This is a genomic window from Microbacterium sp. SL62, assembly GCF_026672635.1.
Classification (GTDB): Bacteria; Actinomycetota; Actinomycetes; order Actinomycetales; family Microbacteriaceae; genus Microbacterium; species Microbacterium testaceum_A.
Map to the genome: position 1 here is coordinate 1,947,901 of NZ_JAPPRM010000001.1, position 18,311 is coordinate 1,966,211.

The 18,311-nt window shown below is 70.8% G+C and carries 17 protein-coding genes and 1 tRNA gene; 11 read left to right on the forward strand and 7 right to left on the reverse strand.

Features of this window, described 5'->3' with window-relative positions; all coding sequences use genetic code 11:
* Positions 1 to 90: 90 nt before the first annotated feature.
* The 6 genes from OVA26_RS09255 to OVA26_RS09280 all read right to left on the reverse strand — a co-directional run bounded on the left by OVA26_RS09255 (position 91) and on the right by OVA26_RS09280 (position 4,993).
* Positions 91 to 1,137, reverse strand: coding sequence for an isopenicillin N synthase family dioxygenase (locus OVA26_RS09255; RefSeq protein WP_268103917.1), 1,047 nt, complete (start codon positions 1,135 to 1,137; stop codon positions 91 to 93).
* A gap of 133 nt (positions 1,138 to 1,270) precedes the next feature.
* Positions 1,271 to 2,086: a metal ABC transporter permease gene (locus OVA26_RS09260; protein ID WP_268103918.1), complete on the reverse strand. Its 816-nt coding sequence runs from the start codon at positions 2,084 to 2,086 to the stop codon at positions 1,271 to 1,273.
* Positions 2,086 to 2,955: a metal ABC transporter permease gene (locus tag OVA26_RS09265; protein WP_268103919.1), complete on the reverse strand. Its 870-nt coding sequence runs from the start codon at positions 2,953 to 2,955 to the stop codon at positions 2,086 to 2,088. Before OVA26_RS09265 ends, OVA26_RS09260 begins: the two co-directional genes overlap by 1 nt.
* Positions 2,952 to 3,740, reverse strand: a complete 789-nt coding sequence (locus OVA26_RS09270; RefSeq protein ID WP_268103920.1) for a metal ABC transporter ATP-binding protein — start codon at positions 3,738 to 3,740, stop codon at positions 2,952 to 2,954. Before OVA26_RS09270 ends, OVA26_RS09265 begins: the two co-directional genes overlap by 4 nt.
* Positions 3,737 to 4,681 (reverse strand): metal ABC transporter solute-binding protein, Zn/Mn family, encoded by a 945-nt coding sequence (locus OVA26_RS09275; protein ID WP_268103921.1) that lies wholly within the window; start codon positions 4,679 to 4,681, stop codon positions 3,737 to 3,739. The genes OVA26_RS09270 and OVA26_RS09275 overlap by 4 nt, the downstream gene beginning before the upstream one ends.
* A 226-nt stretch (positions 4,682 to 4,907) precedes the next feature.
* A tRNA-Leu gene (locus tag OVA26_RS09280) sits at positions 4,908 to 4,993 on the reverse strand.
* A 141-nt stretch (positions 4,994 to 5,134) separates the two neighbouring features.
* Between OVA26_RS09280 and OVA26_RS09285 the strand changes: the two genes are divergently transcribed.
* Together OVA26_RS09285 and OVA26_RS09290 are read left to right on the forward strand one after the other, a co-directional pair.
* Complete coding sequence (locus OVA26_RS09285) at positions 5,135 to 6,436, forward strand: M20/M25/M40 family metallo-hydrolase (RefSeq protein WP_268103922.1); 1,302 nt, start codon at positions 5,135 to 5,137, stop codon at positions 6,434 to 6,436.
* Between the two features lie 8 nt (positions 6,437 to 6,444).
* Complete coding sequence (locus OVA26_RS09290; protein ID WP_268103923.1) at positions 6,445 to 7,290, forward strand: undecaprenyl-diphosphate phosphatase; 846 nt, start codon at positions 6,445 to 6,447, stop codon at positions 7,288 to 7,290.
* 69 nt (positions 7,291 to 7,359) lie between these two features.
* Here the strand turns inward: OVA26_RS09290 and OVA26_RS09295 are convergent, their stop codons facing one another.
* A complete protein-coding gene (locus OVA26_RS09295) occupies positions 7,360 to 8,226 on the reverse strand; it encodes a PAC2 family protein (RefSeq protein ID WP_056231963.1) in 867 nt (288 codons plus the stop codon).
* A 128-nt stretch (positions 8,227 to 8,354) separates the two neighbouring features.
* On the opposite strand from OVA26_RS09295, the gene OVA26_RS09300 reads away from it, so the two are divergent.
* The 9 genes from OVA26_RS09300 (at position 8,355) to lnt (ending at position 18,306) form a co-directional block, all read left to right on the forward strand.
* Entirely contained in the window at positions 8,355 to 9,053 is a 699-nt protein-coding gene (locus OVA26_RS09300; protein ID WP_056231959.1) for an HAD family hydrolase, read from the forward strand.
* Positions 9,050 to 10,069 carry a tRNA (adenine-N1)-methyltransferase gene (locus OVA26_RS09305; RefSeq protein WP_268103924.1) on the forward strand — a complete coding sequence of 340 codons (1,020 nt, stop codon included), beginning with the start codon at positions 9,050 to 9,052 and terminating at the stop codon, positions 10,067 to 10,069. The genes OVA26_RS09300 and OVA26_RS09305 overlap by 4 nt, the downstream gene beginning before the upstream one ends.
* A gap of 9 nt (positions 10,070 to 10,078) precedes the next feature.
* A complete protein-coding gene (locus OVA26_RS09310; protein ID WP_268103925.1) occupies positions 10,079 to 11,026 on the forward strand; it encodes an FKBP-type peptidyl-prolyl cis-trans isomerase in 948 nt (315 codons plus the stop codon).
* Between the two features lie 97 nt (positions 11,027 to 11,123).
* Complete coding sequence (locus OVA26_RS09315) at positions 11,124 to 12,116, forward strand: helix-turn-helix transcriptional regulator (RefSeq protein ID WP_268103926.1); 993 nt, start codon at positions 11,124 to 11,126, stop codon at positions 12,114 to 12,116.
* Positions 12,113 to 13,087 (forward strand): WYL domain-containing protein, encoded by a 975-nt coding sequence (locus OVA26_RS09320; RefSeq protein ID WP_268103927.1) that lies wholly within the window; start codon positions 12,113 to 12,115, stop codon positions 13,085 to 13,087. The genes OVA26_RS09315 and OVA26_RS09320 overlap by 4 nt, the downstream gene beginning before the upstream one ends.
* Positions 13,088 to 13,175: 88 nt before the next feature.
* A complete protein-coding gene (gene tatA / locus OVA26_RS09325; protein WP_056231943.1) occupies positions 13,176 to 13,427 on the forward strand; it encodes a Sec-independent protein translocase subunit TatA in 252 nt (83 codons plus the stop codon).
* Between the two features lie 63 nt (positions 13,428 to 13,490).
* The gene (gene tatC, locus OVA26_RS09330) at positions 13,491 to 14,252 is read left to right on the forward strand and encodes a twin-arginine translocase subunit TatC (RefSeq protein ID WP_056231938.1); all 762 of its coding nucleotides are present in this window, start codon (positions 13,491 to 13,493) and stop codon (positions 14,250 to 14,252) included.
* A complete protein-coding gene (locus OVA26_RS09335) occupies positions 14,249 to 16,732 on the forward strand; it encodes a DEAD/DEAH box helicase (protein WP_268103928.1) in 2,484 nt (827 codons plus the stop codon). The genes tatC and OVA26_RS09335 overlap by 4 nt, the downstream gene beginning before the upstream one ends.
* Complete coding sequence (gene lnt, locus OVA26_RS09340; protein WP_268103929.1) at positions 16,729 to 18,306, forward strand: apolipoprotein N-acyltransferase; 1,578 nt, start codon at positions 16,729 to 16,731, stop codon at positions 18,304 to 18,306. The genes OVA26_RS09335 and lnt overlap by 4 nt, the downstream gene beginning before the upstream one ends.
* The last annotated feature ends 5 nt before the right edge of the window (positions 18,307 to 18,311 follow it).

The following is an 18,311-nucleotide window of genomic DNA, read 5'->3' on the forward strand; positions in this document are numbered from 1 at the left end:
CCGCGCGGCGCTCACCTCCAGCCCCCGCCGCCGGCGCCCCGCGGTCGCGTCGCGCTCGACTCCCGCCCGCGGCCCCGCGGTCGCGTCGGCTCAGCCCCGGCTCGCCGCCGTGACCCGCGCGGCCTCGCGCGCGGCGCCGACGTTCTTCCGCCCCGCCCGCGATCCGGCGAGCTTGGCGGCGATGTGCTCGCGCACCGTCACCGGCTCATACAGCGCCGGGGCCCCGGCCGAGACGAAGTGGGGGAGCGGGGCGATCACGGCGTCCGCGTTCCCGTCGTGGAAGAACGCCGCCGACCGTCGACGCTCGATCGTCCCGTCGACGACCGGTGGCTTCACCCGGTGCAGGGTCGACATCCACCGGTCGTTCGTCAGGCGTGCCGCGACGTCACCGAGATTGACGAGCAGAGCGCCTCGGGCGGGCGAGACGTCGTTCCACGAGCCGTCCTGGCCGAGCACCTGGAGTCCCGCGACCTGATCCGCCCAGAGGACGGTGACGAGACCGAAGTCGGTGTGTTCGCCCATGCCGGTCAGCTCCGCCCCCAGCTCGATCGAGCCCGGCGGGAGGGCGTAGTTGTTCATGCGCAGCACGTCGATGGAGTGATCGGTCACGTCGTCGAAGAAGTCGTCGGGCACCCGGAGGGCTGCCGCGAAGATCCGCGTCAGAGTCTGTGCGACACGTCGCGCCTCGCCGTAGTAAGCGCGGACGGCCGGTTCGAAGATGCGCGTCTCGGCGGGCCAGGTGTTCTCGGCGTAGTCCGCCGACGTCGCGGTGCTCCCCGGGTACTCGGCGGCCGAGGTCCCCACGTTGAACGCCTCGAAGAAGTCGTTCATCCGCGTCACCGGATCGACGCCGAGGCTGTAGCTCAGGGACTCGCTCTTCGGCGGGCTGTACCCGCGATTCTCGGACGCGGGCCGCACGTACGCCTTCTTGGCCTCCAGGGGCAGGGCGAAGAATTCGTCGAGCCCTCCCGTCAGCTCCGAGATCACGGCATCCGGGATGCCATGACCCACCACCTGCATGAAGCCCACGGTGCGACACGCGTGGTCGATCGCGGCGACCACCGCGGCGCGCGCGTCGGGGGAGCCGGGTCCCACCCAGGCGGAGATGTCGATCGTCGGTACGAAGAACGCGGGCATGCCCCGACGCTAAGCGGCCGATGTCACGCGGGTGTTTCCGCGCCGTCACGGGCGGCGTGGCGGCGCGCGTCGTTCGCATCGTCACCACGAGGGCACCGGCCGGGGTCGCATCGCACGGGGTCACGGCGCCGGGTCACGGCATCCGGGATCGTCCCTCCCGACGACGACGACGGCGACGCGCCGCCACGCGTGCCCCCGCGTACAGCAGCGCCCCGATGGCCGTGGCGAAGAAACCGATCGGCAGGTCGGTGCCGACCGCCAGAGCGATCGACGCCCACACCGTGCCGAGCGTGAGGGCGACCGAGAGGGTCATCCCCTGCCCGGGTGTGCGCGCGAGAGCCTGCGCCGCCGCCGGGGGACCGACGAGCAGCGCGAACATCAACAGCGCGCCCACCATCGGCACGCTCACCGTCGTCGCCGCAGCGATCACGAGGGCGAACACGAGGTCCACTCCCGTGACGCGTACTCCGCGCGCGGCGGCGAGGGCGGGCGAGACGGATGCCAGCAGCAGGGGCCGCGCGATGAGCGCGACGAGCGCGAGACAGCCGATTCCGAGCAGGCCCATCGTGGCGAGCTGGTCGGGCGACACCCCGAGGATCTGACCGAACAGCAGGGCGAAGACCTGCGCCGAGTACTCGCGTGAGCGGCTGAGGAACAGGGCGCCGAGCGCGAGCATCGTCACCAGCGTCAGGGCCGTAACGACATCGTGCCGCGCCCGGCGCCCGAGGAGCACGATGCCCACCGCCCCGCCCGCGGCGAAGACGCCGAGTCCGACCAGCGGGTTGACCCCGACGAGGACGGCCCCCGCCGCCCCGGCGAACGCCCCGTGCGGCACGGCATGGGCGAAGAAGGCGTTGCCGCGCAGCACGACGAAGAAGCCGACGATGCCGGCGACCACCGCCACGATCGTCCCTCCCGCCCACGCGGTCATCAGGTACGGCGCGAACATCACCCCACCGCCGTCCGGTGCCCGAGGGGACGCAGGGCCGTCACGCTACGCGCCCCGACGTACCCGAGGAACACCGCCGCGACGATCGTGAAACTGACGGGCCAGCTGCTGCCCCCGAACCAGTCGAAACTCGCGAAGGCCACCAGGCACCCCAACCACACCTCGACCACCGCGATGATCGCGGCGAGCGCCGCGGCCGTGCTCAGACGCCGCGTGAACAGCAGCGCGGTCGCGGCGGGTCCGATCAGCAGTGCGGTGGACAGGATCGCCCCGATCGACAGGGACGACAACTGGACGGCGAGGGCGAGGGCGACGAGGAAGAGCGTGCTCGCCGTCCGCGGGGGGACACCGCGCGCAGCAGCAAGGTCCCGGTCGAGGGTCTCCAGCGTCACCCACCGCCAGATCGCGGCGACGATCGCGAGGGTGACCACGCCCAGCGCGACGATGACGGGCACGAGGGCGATGTCGAGGGAGAACAGCGAGCCGAACAGCACCGAGATCGCGGCGTTGCTGGATCCGCCGATCAGGGTGTCGAGGGTCAGGAACAGGGCGGTCAGCCCCATGCCCGCACCGAAGACGACGCCCGTCGCCACATCGCGCCCCTCCAGCCGCCGGGTGCCGATCGCCTCCATCGCGACCGCCGAGATCACCCCCGCGAGGACGAACCCCCACAGTTGGCTCACGCCGAGCAGGAACGCCCCCGCCCCTCCGACCGCACCCAGGTCGGCGAGCGCGTGACCGGCGAAGGACTGACCCCGCGTGATCGTGAACACCCCGACGACGCTCGACACCACGGCGACCACGGTTCCGACCACGAGAGCCGTCTGCACCGTCGGGCTCGCGAAGAACGCCGAGAGCACCGCGCTCACGCGTGCGTCACGGCGTCATCGGCGACGACGAAGGTGCGCCCGGCCGTCTCGATCACCCGCATCGGCGAGCGGTACAGCGCGCTCAGCACGTCGTCGCGCACGACCTCGGCGGCAGTGCCCACCGCGGCACGCCCTCCCGCGAGGTAGGCGACGCGGTCGAGCACCGGCAGCAGCAGGGTCAGATCGTGCGCCGTGACCACGATCGCCACGTTCGAACGGCGCCGCAGGTCGTCGAGAAGGGCGACCACGTCTCTCGCGCTGACCGGGTCGAGGCTCGCGAGCGGCTCGTCCAGCACCAGCAGCGTCGGACGGCTCACGATCGCGTGCGCGAGCAGGACGCGCTGCTGCTGTCCGCCCGAGAGCTCGCCCACCCGCGCGTCGGCGAAATCCGACGCGCCCACCTGCGCCAGCGCAGCGTCGACCGCCCCGCGCAGGCGACGCCGACCGAGAGGGATGCCGAGCCGAGCCCCGTCGAGACCGAGCATCACGACATCGCGGGCGCGCAGCGGCGCCTGCGGGTCGAGGCTCATTTTCTGCGGCACGTACCCGATGCCCGCGCGTCGATCCGGACGCCGCACCCGTCCCGCCTGAGGGCGCAGGATGCCGAGCAGCACCCGGAGCAGGGTGGTCTTGCCCGCGCCGTTCGCTCCGATCAGCCCGACGATCGCCCCCGGCGGCACGTCGAGGTCGACGTCGTCGAGGACGGTCCTGCCACCGAGACGCACCGCGATCCCGCGCGCCCGGAGGACGACGTCGGGATTGCGGCGCGGGGACGCCTCGCTCACGGGTGCTCGGTGGAGGTGCCCTGGGTGACGGCGGTCTCGAGAGCCTTCACCTCGTCGAGCATCCAGTCCTGGTAGTGGTGGTTCGCCGGCATCGTCTCGTACACGCCGACCACCGGGATGCCGTTGTCCTTGGCGAGCTGCAGGTACTTGTCGGTCGTGTCGTCGGTGACCTGCTGGTTGTAGAGGAACACCTTCACCTGCTTGCCGGTGAAGAGCGCGTCCTGCGTCGCGGTGTCCTGCGCCGAGGGATCGGTGTCGTTCATGATCGCGGCCTGCAGGTTCCACGGCGTCTCGACGTCGGCATCCGCTGCGTCCAGCATGAAGTCCGCGACGGGCTCGGTCACCGCGACGGGTGTCTTCGGGTGGTCCTCCGCGAACGCCGAGAGCGCGTCGGTCCAGTCCGACAGGGACGCGGTGAAGGTGGCGAGGTTCGCGTGGAACGCGTCGGCGCTCGCCGGGTCGAGCTCGCTGAGCGCGTCGGCCACGGCCTTGGCGACCGCGGGCATGGTCTTCGGGTCGTACCAGAGGTGGGGGTTGTCGGTGCTGTCGGGGAGGCCCAGCACGTCCTGTGCCACGATCACCGATCGGCTGTCGTCGGGGGAGGCCTTTTCGAGATCGGACATGAAGTCGTCGTAGCCGAGACCGTTCTGCACGATGAGTTTCGCGCCGGCGATCTCCTTGGCCACGCTCGCGCTCGCCTCGAACGTGTGCGGATCGGTGTTGGGGTCGCTCAGGATCGCCGAGACGTCGACGCGATCCCCGCCGATCTGCTGCACGACGTCGGCGTACTCGTTCTCGCCGGCGACGACCGTGATCTTGGGGCTCGAGTCGGTGGTCGCGGCGGGGGAGGTCGACGACGCGCCTGTCGCACACCCGGCGAGGACCAGGGTCAGTAGCGAGGCGGAGGCGGTGGCGGCGACGACGGTGCGCGCTGTCTTCATGGAGGTCGGTGTCCCTTCGCGATCGGTTCTCGGGGAATGAGAACCGTTATCAGCAAGGAACGTAGGGAGGGAGGCTATGCCGAGAAAAAGCGGCGGCTATCGGTTCGCTGAACGGTGCGCGGACCCTCCGGCGGCGCCGGCCCGACCCTGTACGGGTTGCACGCCCGACCCTGCGCAGAAATGAGGAAGACCCCCCGGGATAAACCCGGGGGGTCTTCCTCGTGTGTGCGCGAGGGGGGACTTGAACCCCCACGCCCGTTAAAGGGCACTAGCACCTCAAGCTAGCGCGTCTACCTATTCCGCCACCCGCGCATCTGGGTGTTTTGCTGCTTTCGCAACGAAGAACGACATTACCACGCTCCCGACCCCGCCTCGAATCGGTGCCGTTTCCCGGGCGCGTCTCGGGGCGACGCGCGGCGGGCCGCGACGCTCGTCCCCGGTACCGTAGTGCGCATGCCCGAGCTCGAATCCGACATCCCCGAGGTCGCCCGCGTCGCGCGCGACCTCATCCGGTTCGACACCTCGAACTACGGCGGGGGCCGTGCCGAGGGCGAGCGCGAGGCGGCCCAGTACGTCGGCGCGTACCTCGAAGCCCTCGGTCTCGAGGTCGAGTACTACGAGCCCGTCGACCGTCGCACCAACGTCTGCGCCCGCATCCCGGGTCGTAATCCCGACAAGCCCGCCCTGATCCTCCACGGCCACCTCGACGTGGTTCCCGCCGTCGCCGCCGATTGGAGCGTCGATCCGTTCGCCGGCGAGATCCGCGACGGCGTGCTGTGGGGTCGTGGGGCGGTGGACATGAAGGACATGGATGCCATGATCCTCACCGCAGTGGCCGACGTGCTCCGCGCGGGGGAGAAGCCCGAGCGCGACATCATCGTCACGTTCTTCGCCGACGAGGAGAACGGCGGCGTCGAGGGCTCGGCGCTCGTCATCCGCGACCGGCCCGAGTGGTTCGCCGGCGCGACCGAGGCCATCAGCGAGGTCGGCGGGTACTCGATCGCCGTCGGCGACCGCCGCGCGTACCTGCTCCAGGTGGGCGAGAAGGCTCTCGTGTGGATCAAGCTCGTCGCCCGCGGCCGTGCGGGCCACGGCAGCGGCCTGCACGCCGACAACGCCGTCACGAAGCTCGCCGAGGCCGTCGCGGCCCTCGGTCGCACCGAGTGGCCGATCCGCCTGACCGACACGACCGCCCAGCTCCTCGAGGGTCTGGCCGAGATCACCGGTGACGACGCGGGCGACCCCGACGCGCTCGCCCTGCGCACCGGCGCGGCATCCAGTTTCATCCGCTCGACCCTGCGCACCACGACGAACCCGACCGGTCTCACCGCCGGGTACAAGCACAACGTCATCCCCGATCGTGCCGAGGCGCTCATCGACGTGCGGGTGCTGCCCGGCACCGAGCAGGCGGCGTTGGCCGACATCCGCCGCATCATCGGCCCCGACATCGAGATCGAGATCGTCCACCAGGACATCGGGCTCGAGGTGCCGTTCTCGGGCGACCTGGTCGACGCCATGGTCGCTCAGCTCGGCCGTCACGACCCGGGCGTGCCCGTCCTGCCGTACCTCATGGGCGGGGGCACCGACAACAAGGCGCTGTCGACCCTCGGCATCGCCGGTTACGGATTCGCACCGCTGCGTCTGCCCGCCGGTCTCGACTTCACCGGAATGTTCCACGGTGTCGACGAGCGCGTCCCCATCGACGCGCTCTCCTTCGGTCAGCGAGTTCTCGCCGACCTCATCCGCACGTACTGAAGGACCGCATGCACATCTTCGAGGTCATCATCCTCGGGCTCGTCCAGGGCCTGACCGAGTTCCTCCCCATCTCCTCCAGCGCCCACCTCCGCATCGTCGGAGAGTTCCTCCCGTCGAAGACCGACCCGGGTGCGACCTTCACCGCGATCACGCAGATCGGCACCGAGCTCGCCGTGCTGATCTACTTCCGCAAGAAGATCGTGCGCGTCATCTCGCGCTGGTTCGGCTCGCTCACCGGAAAGGTGCCGCGCACCGACCCCGACGCCCGCATGGGGTGGCTCGTCATCATCGGCACGCTGCCGATCGCGCTGCTGGGTGTGCTCCTGCAGAGCCTCATCCGCGACAACTTCCGGAGCCTGTGGATCACCGCGGTGGTGCTGATCGTCTTCGGCATCCTGCTCGGCCTCGCCGACCACTACGGAAAGCGCCGTCGCGACCTCGACGACCTGACGTACCCGCACGGCATCGCCTTCGGTGTCGCTCAGGCGCTCGCGCTCGTCCCCGGCGTCTCCCGTTCGGGGGCGACCACGACCCTCGGTCGCGCCCTCGGGTACAAGCGCACGGCGGCCGCGGAGTACTCGTTCCTCCTCGCGGTGCCGGCGGTCTTCGCCAGCGGCTTCTTCGAGCTGTACAAGAGCTTCGACGAGGGCACCGGCCCGTACAGCCTGGGTGAGACCGCGATCGCGACGATCATCGCGTTCGTCGTCGGGTACGTCGTCATCGCCTTCCTCATGCAGTACCTCAAGCGCGGCAGCTTCCTGCCCTTCGTGATCTACCGCGTCGCTCTCGGCGTGCTCATCATGGTGCTGTTGACCCTCGGCGTGCTGCCGGCGTACTCGGCCATCACCGGCTGACCCCGGATGCCGCGAAGGCGCCGTCCCGTTCGGGGCGGCGCCTTCGTCGTGTCGGTGGCGGGGCAGTCTTCAGCGTCGGGGCGGGTCGTCGCGTCCGGGTTTGGTGGGGCCGTCGCCGCCGCGGCGCAGGTAGCGCTCGAACTCCTGGGCGATCGCGTCCCCCGAGGCTTCGGGGGAGTCCCACGTGTCACGGGTCTGCTCGAGCTGACGGATGTACTCGCTCATCTCGTCGTCGTCGGCCGCGGCCGCGTCGATCGAGGCCTCCCACAGGCGCGACTCGTTCTCGAGGTCTCCGCGCGGGACCGCGATGCCGGTGATCGACTCGAGCTTCTCGAGCAGGGCGAGCGTGGCCTTGGGCGAGGGGGTGTGCCCGGCGACGTAGTGGGGAACGCTCGCCCAGAGGCTCGCGGTCGGGATGCCCACGGTCTCCGAGACATGGCCGATGGCGCTCAGGATGCCGACCGGCCCCTCGTACAGGCTCCGCTCGAGGCCCAGGCTCTGGCGCACGCCCTCGTTGTCGCTACCCGCGAAGACCGAGATGGGGCGCGTGTGCGGGACGTCGGACATCATCGATCCGAGGGCGACGAAGCCCGTGACGTCCTCGCGCAGGGCGACGTCGATGAACTCGGCGGCGAACGCCTGCCAGGCGCGCGCGGGCTCCACCCCGACCAGCAGCCAGATCTCGGCGTCGTCGGAGCGTTTCACGGGGCGCAGGAGCGTGGCCTCGGGCCAGGTGAGGGTGCGGCGGCCCTCGGCATCCAATCCGACCTGGGGGCGGGTGTACTGGTAATCGAAGTACAGCTCGGGGTCCACCGAGTGGACGACCTCGTACTCCACGTCGGCGCGCAGCATCGATGCCGCCGCCGATGCGGCTTCTCCGGCATCGTTCCACCCGTCGAAAGCGGCGACGATGATCCGGCGACCCAGTGCGTCCACGCAACCTCCTCTGCCCCGTCGGGGCTGGCTTCCAGGATAGGCGCACCCGCGGAGAGCGAGCCGGTCCCGCCCGGCGAACGGCACGGGGGCCGGACGGGTGCGCTCCGGGCCCTCAATAGGATGGAGCGATGACTTCCCCCGCTCCCGCCGCCGTCCTCTGGGACATGGACGGCACGCTCGTTGACACCGAGCCGTACTGGATGGCCGCGGAGACCCCGCTCGTGGAGCGCTTCGGGGGGACCTGGTCGCACGAGCAGGCGCTCGGGATGGTCGGCCTGGCCCTCGAGGACTCCGCCCGGCTGCTGCAGAACGCGGGCGTGCCCTGGGGCGTCGACGAGATCATCTCGTACCTGACCGACGAGGTGCAGCGCCAGCTCGCCGTGACGGGTGTGCCGTTCCGCCCCGGTGCCCGCGAGCTCCTCGCCGATCTGCGCGCCTCGGGCGTCAAGACCGCCCTCGTCACGATGTCGATGCGCCGTATGGCGCTGTCGGTGGTGGAGCTCGTCGACTTCCCGGCCTTCGACCTCGTGGTCGCCGGCGACGACGTCGAACGCCCGAAGCCGTACCCCGACCCGTACCTGCAGGCGGCCGCGGCGCTCGGCGTCGACATCCGCGACACCGTGGCGATCGAGGACTCGCCGAACGGTCTGCGCTCCGCCCTCGCGAGCGGTGCCGTGTCGCTGGGCGTGCCCCTCATGGTGCCCCTCGAGGGGCTCGGGGCGCACGCGCTGTGGCCGAGCCTCGAGGGCCGCACGACCTCCGACCTGCGGGCGCTCCACGCCGCCCACACCCCGATCCACCCCGAAGAGACACGAGTCACCCGATGAGCGAGACCCCCCACCTGAGCGGCCCCTTCCGGGTCGGCGACCGGGTGCAGCTGACCGGCCCCAAGGGCCGCATGCACACCATCACCCTGCGCGAGGCGGGCGAACTGCACACCCACAACGGCGTGCTGAAGCACGAGCTGCTGGTCGGCCAGCCCGACGGCAGCGTGGTGACCAACAGCTCCGGTCACGACTACCTGGCCGTGCGCCCGCTGCTGCGCGACTTCGTCATGTCGATGCCGCGCGGCGCCGCGATCGTCTACCCCAAGGACGCCGCGCAGATCCTCGCGCAGGCCGACATCTTCCCGGGGGCCACGGTCGTGGAGGCCGGTGTCGGCTCCGGAGCGCTGTCGCTGTGGCTGCTGCGCGCGATCGGTCCGGCCGGTCGCCTGCTGTCGTTCGAGCGCCGCGAGGAGTTCGCCGACGTCGCCCGCGCCAACGTCGAGACGTTCCACGGCGAGATGCCCGCGACGTGGGAGGTCGTCGTCGGCGATCTGGTCGAGAGCCTCCCGGATGCCGTGGCCCCGGCCTCGGTCGACCGCATCGTGCTCGACATGCTCGCGCCCTGGGAGTGCATCGACGCCGCGGCCGACGCGCTGACCCCCGGCGGCGTGGTGCTCTGCTACATCGCCACCGCCACCCAGCTCAGCCGTGTCGCCGAGTACATCCGCGCCACCGGACTGTTCACCGAGCCGGATGCCAGCGAGACCATGGTCCGCGGGTGGCACGTCGAAGGGCTCGCGGTCCGCCCCGATCACCGCATGGTCGCTCACACGGGCTTCCTCATCACCGCGCGCCGCCTCGCCCCGGGGGCCGTCCCGCCCGAGGTCAAGCGCCGCGCCTCGAAGTCGAGTTACGGCGACGAGGACGTCGAACTGTGGACTCCCGGTGCCGTCGGCGACCGCCAGATCACCGACAAGAACCTGCGCAAGCGCGTGCGCGAGGCGCAGAAGTCCGCCGAGGGGGTCCGTCAGTCCGTCGCGGGCGCCTCGTCGGAAGAGCCCCGTTCGACCGCCTAAACTGATCCGGTGCGCAGACTCCCCGCTCTCGTTGCCGTGACCGCCCTGGCCGGATTCGGCCTCGTCGGGTGCTCGGCATCCGCCGCCTCGTCGTGCCCGACGCCCACCGACAGTGCGATCGCCTCGGTGGTCGACGCCAGCGGTGATTTCGGCACCGCCCCCACGGTCTCGGTGCGTTCTCCTTTCGTGCCCGAGGCGGCCGGGACCCAGACCCTCATCGAGGGCGACGGGCAGCGCATCACGAGCGACGACCAGCTCTCGCTCGTCGACGTGACGGTGCTCGACGCCGCCACCGGCTCGCAGCTCGTGGCGACCACGTACGGGTCCGACGTGAAGTCGGCGACGCCGCTGCCCCGCCTGACGCAGGCCATCCCCGCCGTCGCTCCGCTGCTGCACTGCGTGGCCGAGGGCTCGCGTGTCGCGGTCGCCATCCCCGGTTCCGACCTCGGCGCCCAGGGCGCTCAGGCGCTCGGCGTGAACGAGGGCGACGGAGCGGTCTTCGTCTTCGACGTGCGCAAGGTCTTCCTCCCCGCGGCCGACGGTGCCGACCAGTACAACGCCGACTCGGGCATGCCCTCGGTCGTCCGCGCTCCGGACGGCACGCCCGGTGTGGTCATGCCCGCCGGCGACGCTCCCACGCAGCAGCGTTCGCAGACCATCAAGAAGGGCGACGGCGAGGTGCTGACCGCCGACTCCTCGGTCGTCATCCACGTCCAGGGCGTCGCGTGGGGTGCCACGACCACTTTCGCCTCGACCTGGAAGAACGGCGCGCCCGGCCAGGCGACCGTGTCTCAGCTCCCGCCGGCGATCGCCTCGGCCCTCGAGGGCGCGACGGTCGGATCGCAGGTGCTGATCGTCGTCCCCGCGGACCAGACCGCCCAGGACCAGCAGGTGCTCAAGGCTCCCGCGAACTCGGCACTGGTCTACGTCATCGACGTCCTCGGCACCGTCGGCTGATCGGCATCCCCCGATCGGTCCGCGCGGAGCGGGCTCTCGGGGGTCGCGTGGCGCCCCGTGCCGTTCCGGCCGGTCGCTCGACGCCTAGGATGGGCGGGTGCCCGCCACCGTGTCCCGCAGCGCTCCCGAGGAGCGTCTGGTGAACCTCGTCGTCGCCCTGATGGCGACCGAGCAGGGGCTGACGAAGGACACGATCCTGTCGTCCGTGGCCGGCTACCGGGAGCAGCTCGAGGCGGGTGCGTCGAAGGACGCGCTCGAGAAGATGTTCGAACGCGACAAAGAGAGCCTGCGCGGCCTCGGTGTCCCGATCGAGACGATCGGCAATCGCGCGGACCCCGACGACCTCCGCGAGGCGCGCTATCGCGTGCCGACCGCCGAGTACGCGCTGCCCGAGGACATCACCTTCAGCCCCGCCGAGGTGGCGCTGCTGAACATCGCGGGCGGCGTGTGGGGGAGCGAGTCACTCTCCGCCGACGCACGCAGCGGTCTGCGCAAGATCCGCGCACTCGGCATCGCCGTCGACGAGCCGATCATCGGCTACGCCCCGCGCATCCGCGTCCGCGATGCGTCGTTCGCCGCTCTCCAGAGGGCGATCGAGCAGTGCCGCGTCGTGACCTTCACCTACCTGCGCCCCGGCGAGGCGCGACCGCGCGAGCGCCGCGTGCAGCCCCTCGCGCTCGTCGAGTACGAGGCACGGTGGCACGTCTACGGCTACGACCTGAACGTCGACGCCGACCGCACGTTCCTGCTCTCGCGGATCGTCGGCGAGGTGACGCTCACGCGCAAGGGTTTTCCCGCGGAACTGCGGGAAGGAGCCGGGGAACGGGCCCTCGAGGGCCTACGCGCCGTCGCCACACGCCAGCGCGCCCTCCTCGAGGTGCACCCCGGCACCGAGGCGGCCCTGCGTCTGGACCGCCGCGCCGAACAGGCGCCCCAGGGAATCCGTGTGCCCTACGTCGACCTCCACGTCTTCGCCGACGAGCTCGCCTCGTACGGCCCCGAGGTGCGGGTGGTCGAACCCGCCGACCTGCGCGCCGAGGTCATCCGACGGCTCGAGGCGACCCTCGCCCTGCACGGAGGTGTCGCGTGAGCACCGATCGCCCCGTCGCCGCACTGGATCGCGCCGCGCTCCTGCTCCAACTCGTGCCGTACCTGCTCGGTAAGGGCGAGGTGTCGGTGGCCGAGGCCGCCGCGGAGTTCGAGGTCGCCCCCGATCAGATGCGCGCGATGGTCGAGCGTCTCACGGTGATCGGCCTTCCCGGCGAGCAGGGGTACTGGCAGCTGCCGCACGACCTCTTCGACATCGACTGGGACCTTCTCGACCGCGACGACGTCATCGCCATCACGAACACCGTGGGGCTCGAGCGCTCCCCGCGCCTGACCGCGCGGGAGGCGGCCGCTCTTCTGGCCGGGCTGCAGCTGGCCCGCAGTCTCCCCGGCTTCGGTGACAGCGAGCTCGTTACCGGGCTCCTCTCGAAGCTCGCGCGGGGCGCATCGACCGCGCCGGCCGCGGTGATCGTCGCCCCCGGGCCGGTCGACGGCGTCCGGGACGTGGTCGACCAGGCCCTGCGCTCGCGCGTCGCGGTCACGTTCACCTACCGCGCCCCGGGTGCCGAGCCGATCAGCCGGACGGTCGACCCCATCAAGGTCCACATCGCGAACGGGCAGTGGTACCTGCAGGGCTGGGATCACCTGCGCCAGGCCGTGCGCACCTTCCACCTCGACCGCGTCGGCGACGCCCGTGTCACCGACATCCCGGCCGCGCACGGTGCCGACCCCGTGCCCGAGCTGTTCGCCCCGGCGGACGACGAGGTCGTCGCGCGCTTCCGCTTCCCCCGAGAGGTGGCGCCCCTGCTGGCCGACTATCTCGAGCGCGCCGAGATCGAAGACGCCGACGACGGCCGGGCCGTGGCATCCCTCCGGCTCGCCGACGAGCAAAGTCTCAAGCGCCTCGCGGCGCGCCGCGGGGGAGAGGTCGAGCTCGTCGAACCCGCCGGAGCCCGCCGGGCCGCCGCCGCGTGGGCGGCCGCGGGTCTCGCGCAGTACGCGCATGAATCCTGACCGTTCCCGCCGGGTTCCCGCGCGTCGGAGCGCACGACGAGCGCCAGGGTTAGACTGAGATACCGCACGAACGAGACGAGGAGTCCTCATGTTCCAGGGTTTGACCGGATGGCACCTGCTCATCGTTCTCGCTGTCATCCTTCTTCTTTTCGGTGCCGCCAAGCTCCCCGCGCTCGCCAAGAGCATGGGACAGTCGGCTCGAGTCTTCAAGAGTGAGATGAAGGAGATGAAGCGCGACGACGAGGTCGCTGCCGCATCCGAAGCCCCGCGCGCCACCGACATCGGCACCACGCCGACCGTCGCTCCCGAGCCGCGCAGGTCGACCGACCCCACCGTCTAACCCGTGGCGACGGCAGGACCGCCGCGCATCGACGTGCCCGAGGGGCCGCGGCGCGACAAGCGCATGTCGATCGGGGCGCACCTGGTCGAGCTGCGCAAGCGGCTCATGATCGCGGCGCTCGCCCTCGTGGTGGGCATGGTGATCGCGTTCATCATCACCGACCCGATCATCCACCTCATCACCGAGCCCATCCGCGTCATCGCGGAGCGGCGCGGAGACGACTTCTCGGCGCTGAACTTCACCTCGGTGACCTCGGCGTTCGACCTGCGCATGCGCATCGCGTTCTCGATCGGCATCTTCCTCTCGGCACCGGTGTGGCTGTGGCAGATCTGGGCGTTCATCATGCCCGGGCTCACGCGCAAAGAGATCCGTTACACGGTCGGGTTCGTGGCATCCGCCGTCCCGCTCTTCTTCGTGGGCTGCTGGGTGGGCCTGCTGATCGTCCCGCACGTGATCGAGCTGATGTGGGGCTTCACGCCCGAGGGCGGCGTCAACTTCTACAACGCGGTCGACTACTACGACTTCGTCTTCAAGCTGATGATCGTCGTCGGCGTCGCCTTCGTGCTGCCGGTGTTCCTCGTCGCGCTCAACGTGGCGGGCATCATGAGCGGCAAGGCGATCCTCAAGGGCTGGCGCGTGGCAATCCTCATCGCCACCCTGTTCTCGGCTCTGGCCACCCCCGCGGCTGACATCATCAGCATGCTGATGCTCGCCGGCATCCTCACCGTGCTGTTCTTCGCGGCGGCCGGGGTCTCGATGCTGTTCGACCGGCGCAAGGCCCGTCGTCTCGCCGCGGCCGAGATGCCGTCGGGGCCCACGGCGTGAGTTCACCGAGTCCGGCCGAGCGTTTCGCTCGCGCCGCCGCCCGCTCCACGCACCCGCACACGGCGGACTTCGCCGAGATGCAGCGTTTCGAGCTCGACGACTTCCAGATCGCGGGATGCCACGCCCTCGAGGACGGCCGCAGCGTGCTGGTGGCCGCGCCCACCGGTGCCGGAAAGACGATCGTCGGCGAGTTCGCGATCCACCTCGCCATGCTCGAGCCCGGCGACAAGGCGTTCTACACCACGCCCATCAAGGCGCTGTCGAATCAGAAGTTCCACGAGCTGCAAGAGGTGTACGGCGACGACGAGGTCGGCCTGCTGACGGGCGACACCAACATCAACTCCTCGGCGCGCATCGTCGTGATGACCACCGAGGTGCTGCGCAACATGCTGTACGCCGACTCGTCGGCCCTGCGCGGTCTGCGATTCGTCGTGATGGACGAGGTGCACTACCTCGCCGACCGCTTCCGCGGCGCGGTGTGGGAGGAAGTGATCATCCACCTTCCGCCGTCGGTGAAGCTCGTCTCGCTGTCGGCGACCGTGTCGAACGCCGAGGAGTTCGGCGACTGGCTCGACACCGTGCGCGGTGACACCGAGGTGATCGTGTCGGAGACCCGGCCGGTTCCCCTCGAACAGCACGTGCTCGTACGCGGCGATCTGCTGCCCCTGTTCGACGACCGGGCCGGAGTCGCCACCGCGCAGGTCAATCAGGAGCTGCTGCGCATCCGCGGCGGCAACGCCGGGGGATACGAGAACAACCGGCGCGCGCAGGAGTACCGCTCCCAGCGTCACGCGGGCGGCCCCCGCCACGCTCACCAGCGGCGCGTCGGTCACAAGCCGCTGCGCGCCCAGCAGGGCCCGCGCATCGAGCGCATCGACCGGCCCGAGGTCGTCGAGCTGCTGCAGCGCAACCACCTGCTGCCCGCGATCTTCTTCATCTTCAGCCGGGCCGGGTGCGATGCCGCGGTGCAGCAGCTGCGCCGCGCGAACGTGCGGCTGACCTCCGCCGAGGAGCGCGTCGAGATCCGTCAGATCGTCGACGAGCTGACCTTCACCCTCAAGGACGAAGACCTCGCCGTCCTCCACTTCTGGGAGTGGCGCGACAACCTCGAACGCGGAATGGCTTCGCACCACGCGGGTCTCCTGCCGGCGTTCAAAGAGGTCGTCGAAGAGCTGTTCCGCCGCAAGCTCGTCAAGGTCGTGTTCGCGACCGAGACGCTCGCCCTCGGCATCAACATGCCGGCGCGGACCGTCGTGCTCGAAAAGCTCGAGAAGTTCAACGGCGAGGCCCGCGTCGCGATCACGTCGGGGGAGTACACGCAGCTGACCGGTCGCGCCGGTCGTCGCGGCATCGACGTCGAAGGCCACGCGGTCGTACAGTTCACCGAGGGCCTCGACCCGCAGTCGGTCGCAGCCCTCGCCTCGCGCCGCACCTACCCGCTGAACTCGAGCTTCCGGCCCACGTACAACATGGCCGTGAACCTCATCGACCAGTTCGGTCGGGCGCGCGCCCGCGAGATCCTCGAGTCGTCGTTCGCGCAGTTCCAGGCCGACCGTTCGGTGGTGGGCCTCGCCCGTCAGGTGAAAGAGGCCGAGGAGTCGCTCGCCGGCTACGAGAAGGCGATGACGTGCGACCGCGGCGACTTCCGCGAGTACTCCACGATCCGCCGCGAGCTGAGCGATCTCGAGAAGATCAATCGTCGGGATGCCACGGCCCCCCGCCGTCTGCGCGATGAGCGGCAGCAGCAGATCCAGTCGCTGCGCAAGCGCATGCAGCGCCACCCGTGCCAGTCGTGCCCCGATCGCGAGGCCCACGCCCGCTGGGCGGAGCGCTACTGGAAGCTCAAGCGCAGTACCGACAAGACCCGCCATCAGATCGACCAGCGCACCGGCACCGTCGCGCGCGTCTTCGACCGCGTGGTCGAGGTGCTCGCGGCGCTGGAGTACGTCGCGATCGAAGACGACGGTGCCACGGTGCTGACGCGTGCCGGGCGCACGATGCGCCGCATCTACGGCGAACGCGACCTGCTCGTGGCCGAGTCGCTCCGTCAGGGACTGTGGGAGGGGTTGGACGCCCCCTCGCTTGCGGCCCTCGCTTGCTGCCTCGTGTACGAACCGCGTCGCGACGAAGCGGGCCCGGGGGAGCGCGGTCTGCCCCGCGGTGCCTTCCGCGGGGCCCTCGACGCCACGCAGACGCTCTGGCAGGAGCTCGACGACCTCGAACGCGATCACCGGCTGCCGGGCTCGGAGTCGCCCGCCTCGGGCCTCGCGCCGGCGATGCACGCGTGGGCGAAGGGCCTGCCGCTCGACAGCGTGCTGACCCTCGCCGACATGGCCGCCGGTGACTTCGTGCGCTGGGCGAAGCAGACGATCGACCTGCTCGATCAGATCTCGCTGGTCGCCGAACCGCCGCTCGCCAAGACCGCGCGGACGGCGCTCGACTCGGTGCGCCGCGGCATCGTGGCCTACACATCGGCATGAGCGCGGTGACGACGCCCCCGGGGCCGGGGACTCCTCCGCTGCGCCTCGCTTTCGCGGCGCCCCTCGCCGTGGTGGCGGGGCTGCTGCTCGTCACCGCGTTCCCCGCGCTCGCCTGGTGGCCGATGGCGTTCCCCGCCGTCGCGCTCGCCCTGGTGACCCTCATCGGCCGCCGGTTCTGGTCGGCCGTGCTGATCGGGTTCCTCTTCGGGGTGGCGTTCTTCTCGGTCAACCTGCTCTTCACCGCTCGATACCTCGGACCCATCCCGTGGGCGGCCCTGTTCGTCCTCGAGGCGTTGCTGACAGCCGTTCTGGCGGCACCGATCGCCCTGGCCTATCGGTGGATGCCGCGCGTCGCGCCGGGGCGCGTGGGGAGGCTCCTGTTGCTCCCCGCGCTCGTCGCGGCGCTGTGGACCCTGCGCGAGCAGGTCGTCGGCTCGTGGCCCTACGGCGGCTTCCCGTGGGGACGCATCGGCGTCTCGCAGGTGAACGGCCCCTTCGCCGAGGTGGCGTCGTGGGTGGGCATGTCGGGGCTATCGTTCCTCGTCGTGCTCTTCTGCGCGATGGCCGTCGAGTTCGTGCGCCGTGGTCGCATCCGTCGTGTGACCGGCGCGGTCCCCGCGGCGGCGGTGCTCGTCGTGCTGGTGGCGTTGCCCGCGTTCCCCACCACCGACGCGGGTTCGATCCGCGTGGGCGCGGTGCAGGGCAACGGTCCGGCGGGGTACTTCGACCAGCGCACGCGCAACGCGGTATTGAACGCGCAGCTCGCGGCATCCGCCCCGCTGTTCGGCCAGAGGATGGACGTGCTGCTCTGGCCCGAGGGCGGCGTCGACTCCGACCCCACCTCGAACCCCGCGACGGCGGCGGCGCTCGGCGAACTCTCCCGGCGGATGGACGCCCCGCTGCTGATCTCGGCGGTCACCGAGCGCGGCTCCGAGTTGTTCAACTCGTCGCTGCTGTGGACGGCGGCCGGGCAAGAGGGGACGACGTACGACAAGCGGCATCCCGTGCCCTTCGGCGAGTACGTTCCCGACCGGTCCTTCTGGGAGCCGTTCGCCCCCGACCTCATCGGTCTCATCGGCCGCGAGTACACCCCCGGAACCGCCCCTCCGCTGATAGACCTCAACGGGGTCGGCGTGGGCCTGGCGATCTGCTTCGACGTCATCTACGACGACGTCGTCTGGGACGGCGCTGACGAAGGCGCCGAGGTCTACATGTTCCAGACGAACAATGCGGACTTCCGGGGCACCGACGAGAACCTTCAGCAACTCGCGTTCGCGCAGATGCGCGCGATCGAGACGGGCCGCGCGGTGGTCAACCTGTCGACCGTCGGCACGAGTCAGGTGATCGCTCCGGACGGGTCGACGCTCGACTCCCTGCCGCCCGACACCGCCGGGCACATGCTCACCGACGTGCCGCTGCGCACCGGGCTCACCCCCGCGGTCGTGATCGGGCCGGCCGTGAAGATCGTCCTCGGATGGGGCGGCATCGCGGCTCTCCTCGCCGCCGGCCTGATCGCCGGGACCCGGGCGGGACGCACGAAGAAGACGCCGACCCCCGAGGGGGCCGGCGTCTGAATCAG

What these genes read in the sequence shown, in the direction of transcription:
- OVA26_RS09300 (WP_056231959.1), top strand. Translation starts at nt 8,355, where the DNA reads ATGACTTCCCCCGCTCCCGCCGCCGTCCTCTGGGACATGGACGGCACG.
- tatC (WP_056231938.1), top strand. Translation starts at nt 13,491, where the DNA reads ATGTCGATCGGGGCGCACCTGGTCGAGCTGCGCAAGCGGCTCATGATC.
- OVA26_RS09255 (WP_268103917.1), bottom strand. Translation starts at nt 1,137, where the DNA reads ATGCCCGCGTTCTTCGTACCGACGATCGACATCTCCGCCTGGGTGGGA.
- OVA26_RS09290 (WP_268103923.1), top strand. Translation starts at nt 6,445, where the DNA reads ATGCACATCTTCGAGGTCATCATCCTCGGGCTCGTCCAGGGCCTGACC.
- OVA26_RS09260 (WP_268103918.1), bottom strand. Translation starts at nt 2,086, where the DNA reads ATGTTCGCGCCGTACCTGATGACCGCGTGGGCGGGAGGGACGATCGTG.
- tatA (WP_056231943.1), top strand. Translation starts at nt 13,176, where the DNA reads ATGTTCCAGGGTTTGACCGGATGGCACCTGCTCATCGTTCTCGCTGTC.
- OVA26_RS09275 (WP_268103921.1), bottom strand. Translation starts at nt 4,681, where the DNA reads ATGAAGACAGCGCGCACCGTCGTCGCCGCCACCGCCTCCGCCTCGCTA.
- lnt (WP_268103929.1), top strand. Translation starts at nt 16,729, where the DNA reads ATGAGCGCGGTGACGACGCCCCCGGGGCCGGGGACTCCTCCGCTGCGC.
- OVA26_RS09285 (WP_268103922.1), top strand. Translation starts at nt 5,135, where the DNA reads ATGCCCGAGCTCGAATCCGACATCCCCGAGGTCGCCCGCGTCGCGCGC.
- OVA26_RS09305 (WP_268103924.1), top strand. Translation starts at nt 9,050, where the DNA reads ATGAGCGAGACCCCCCACCTGAGCGGCCCCTTCCGGGTCGGCGACCGG.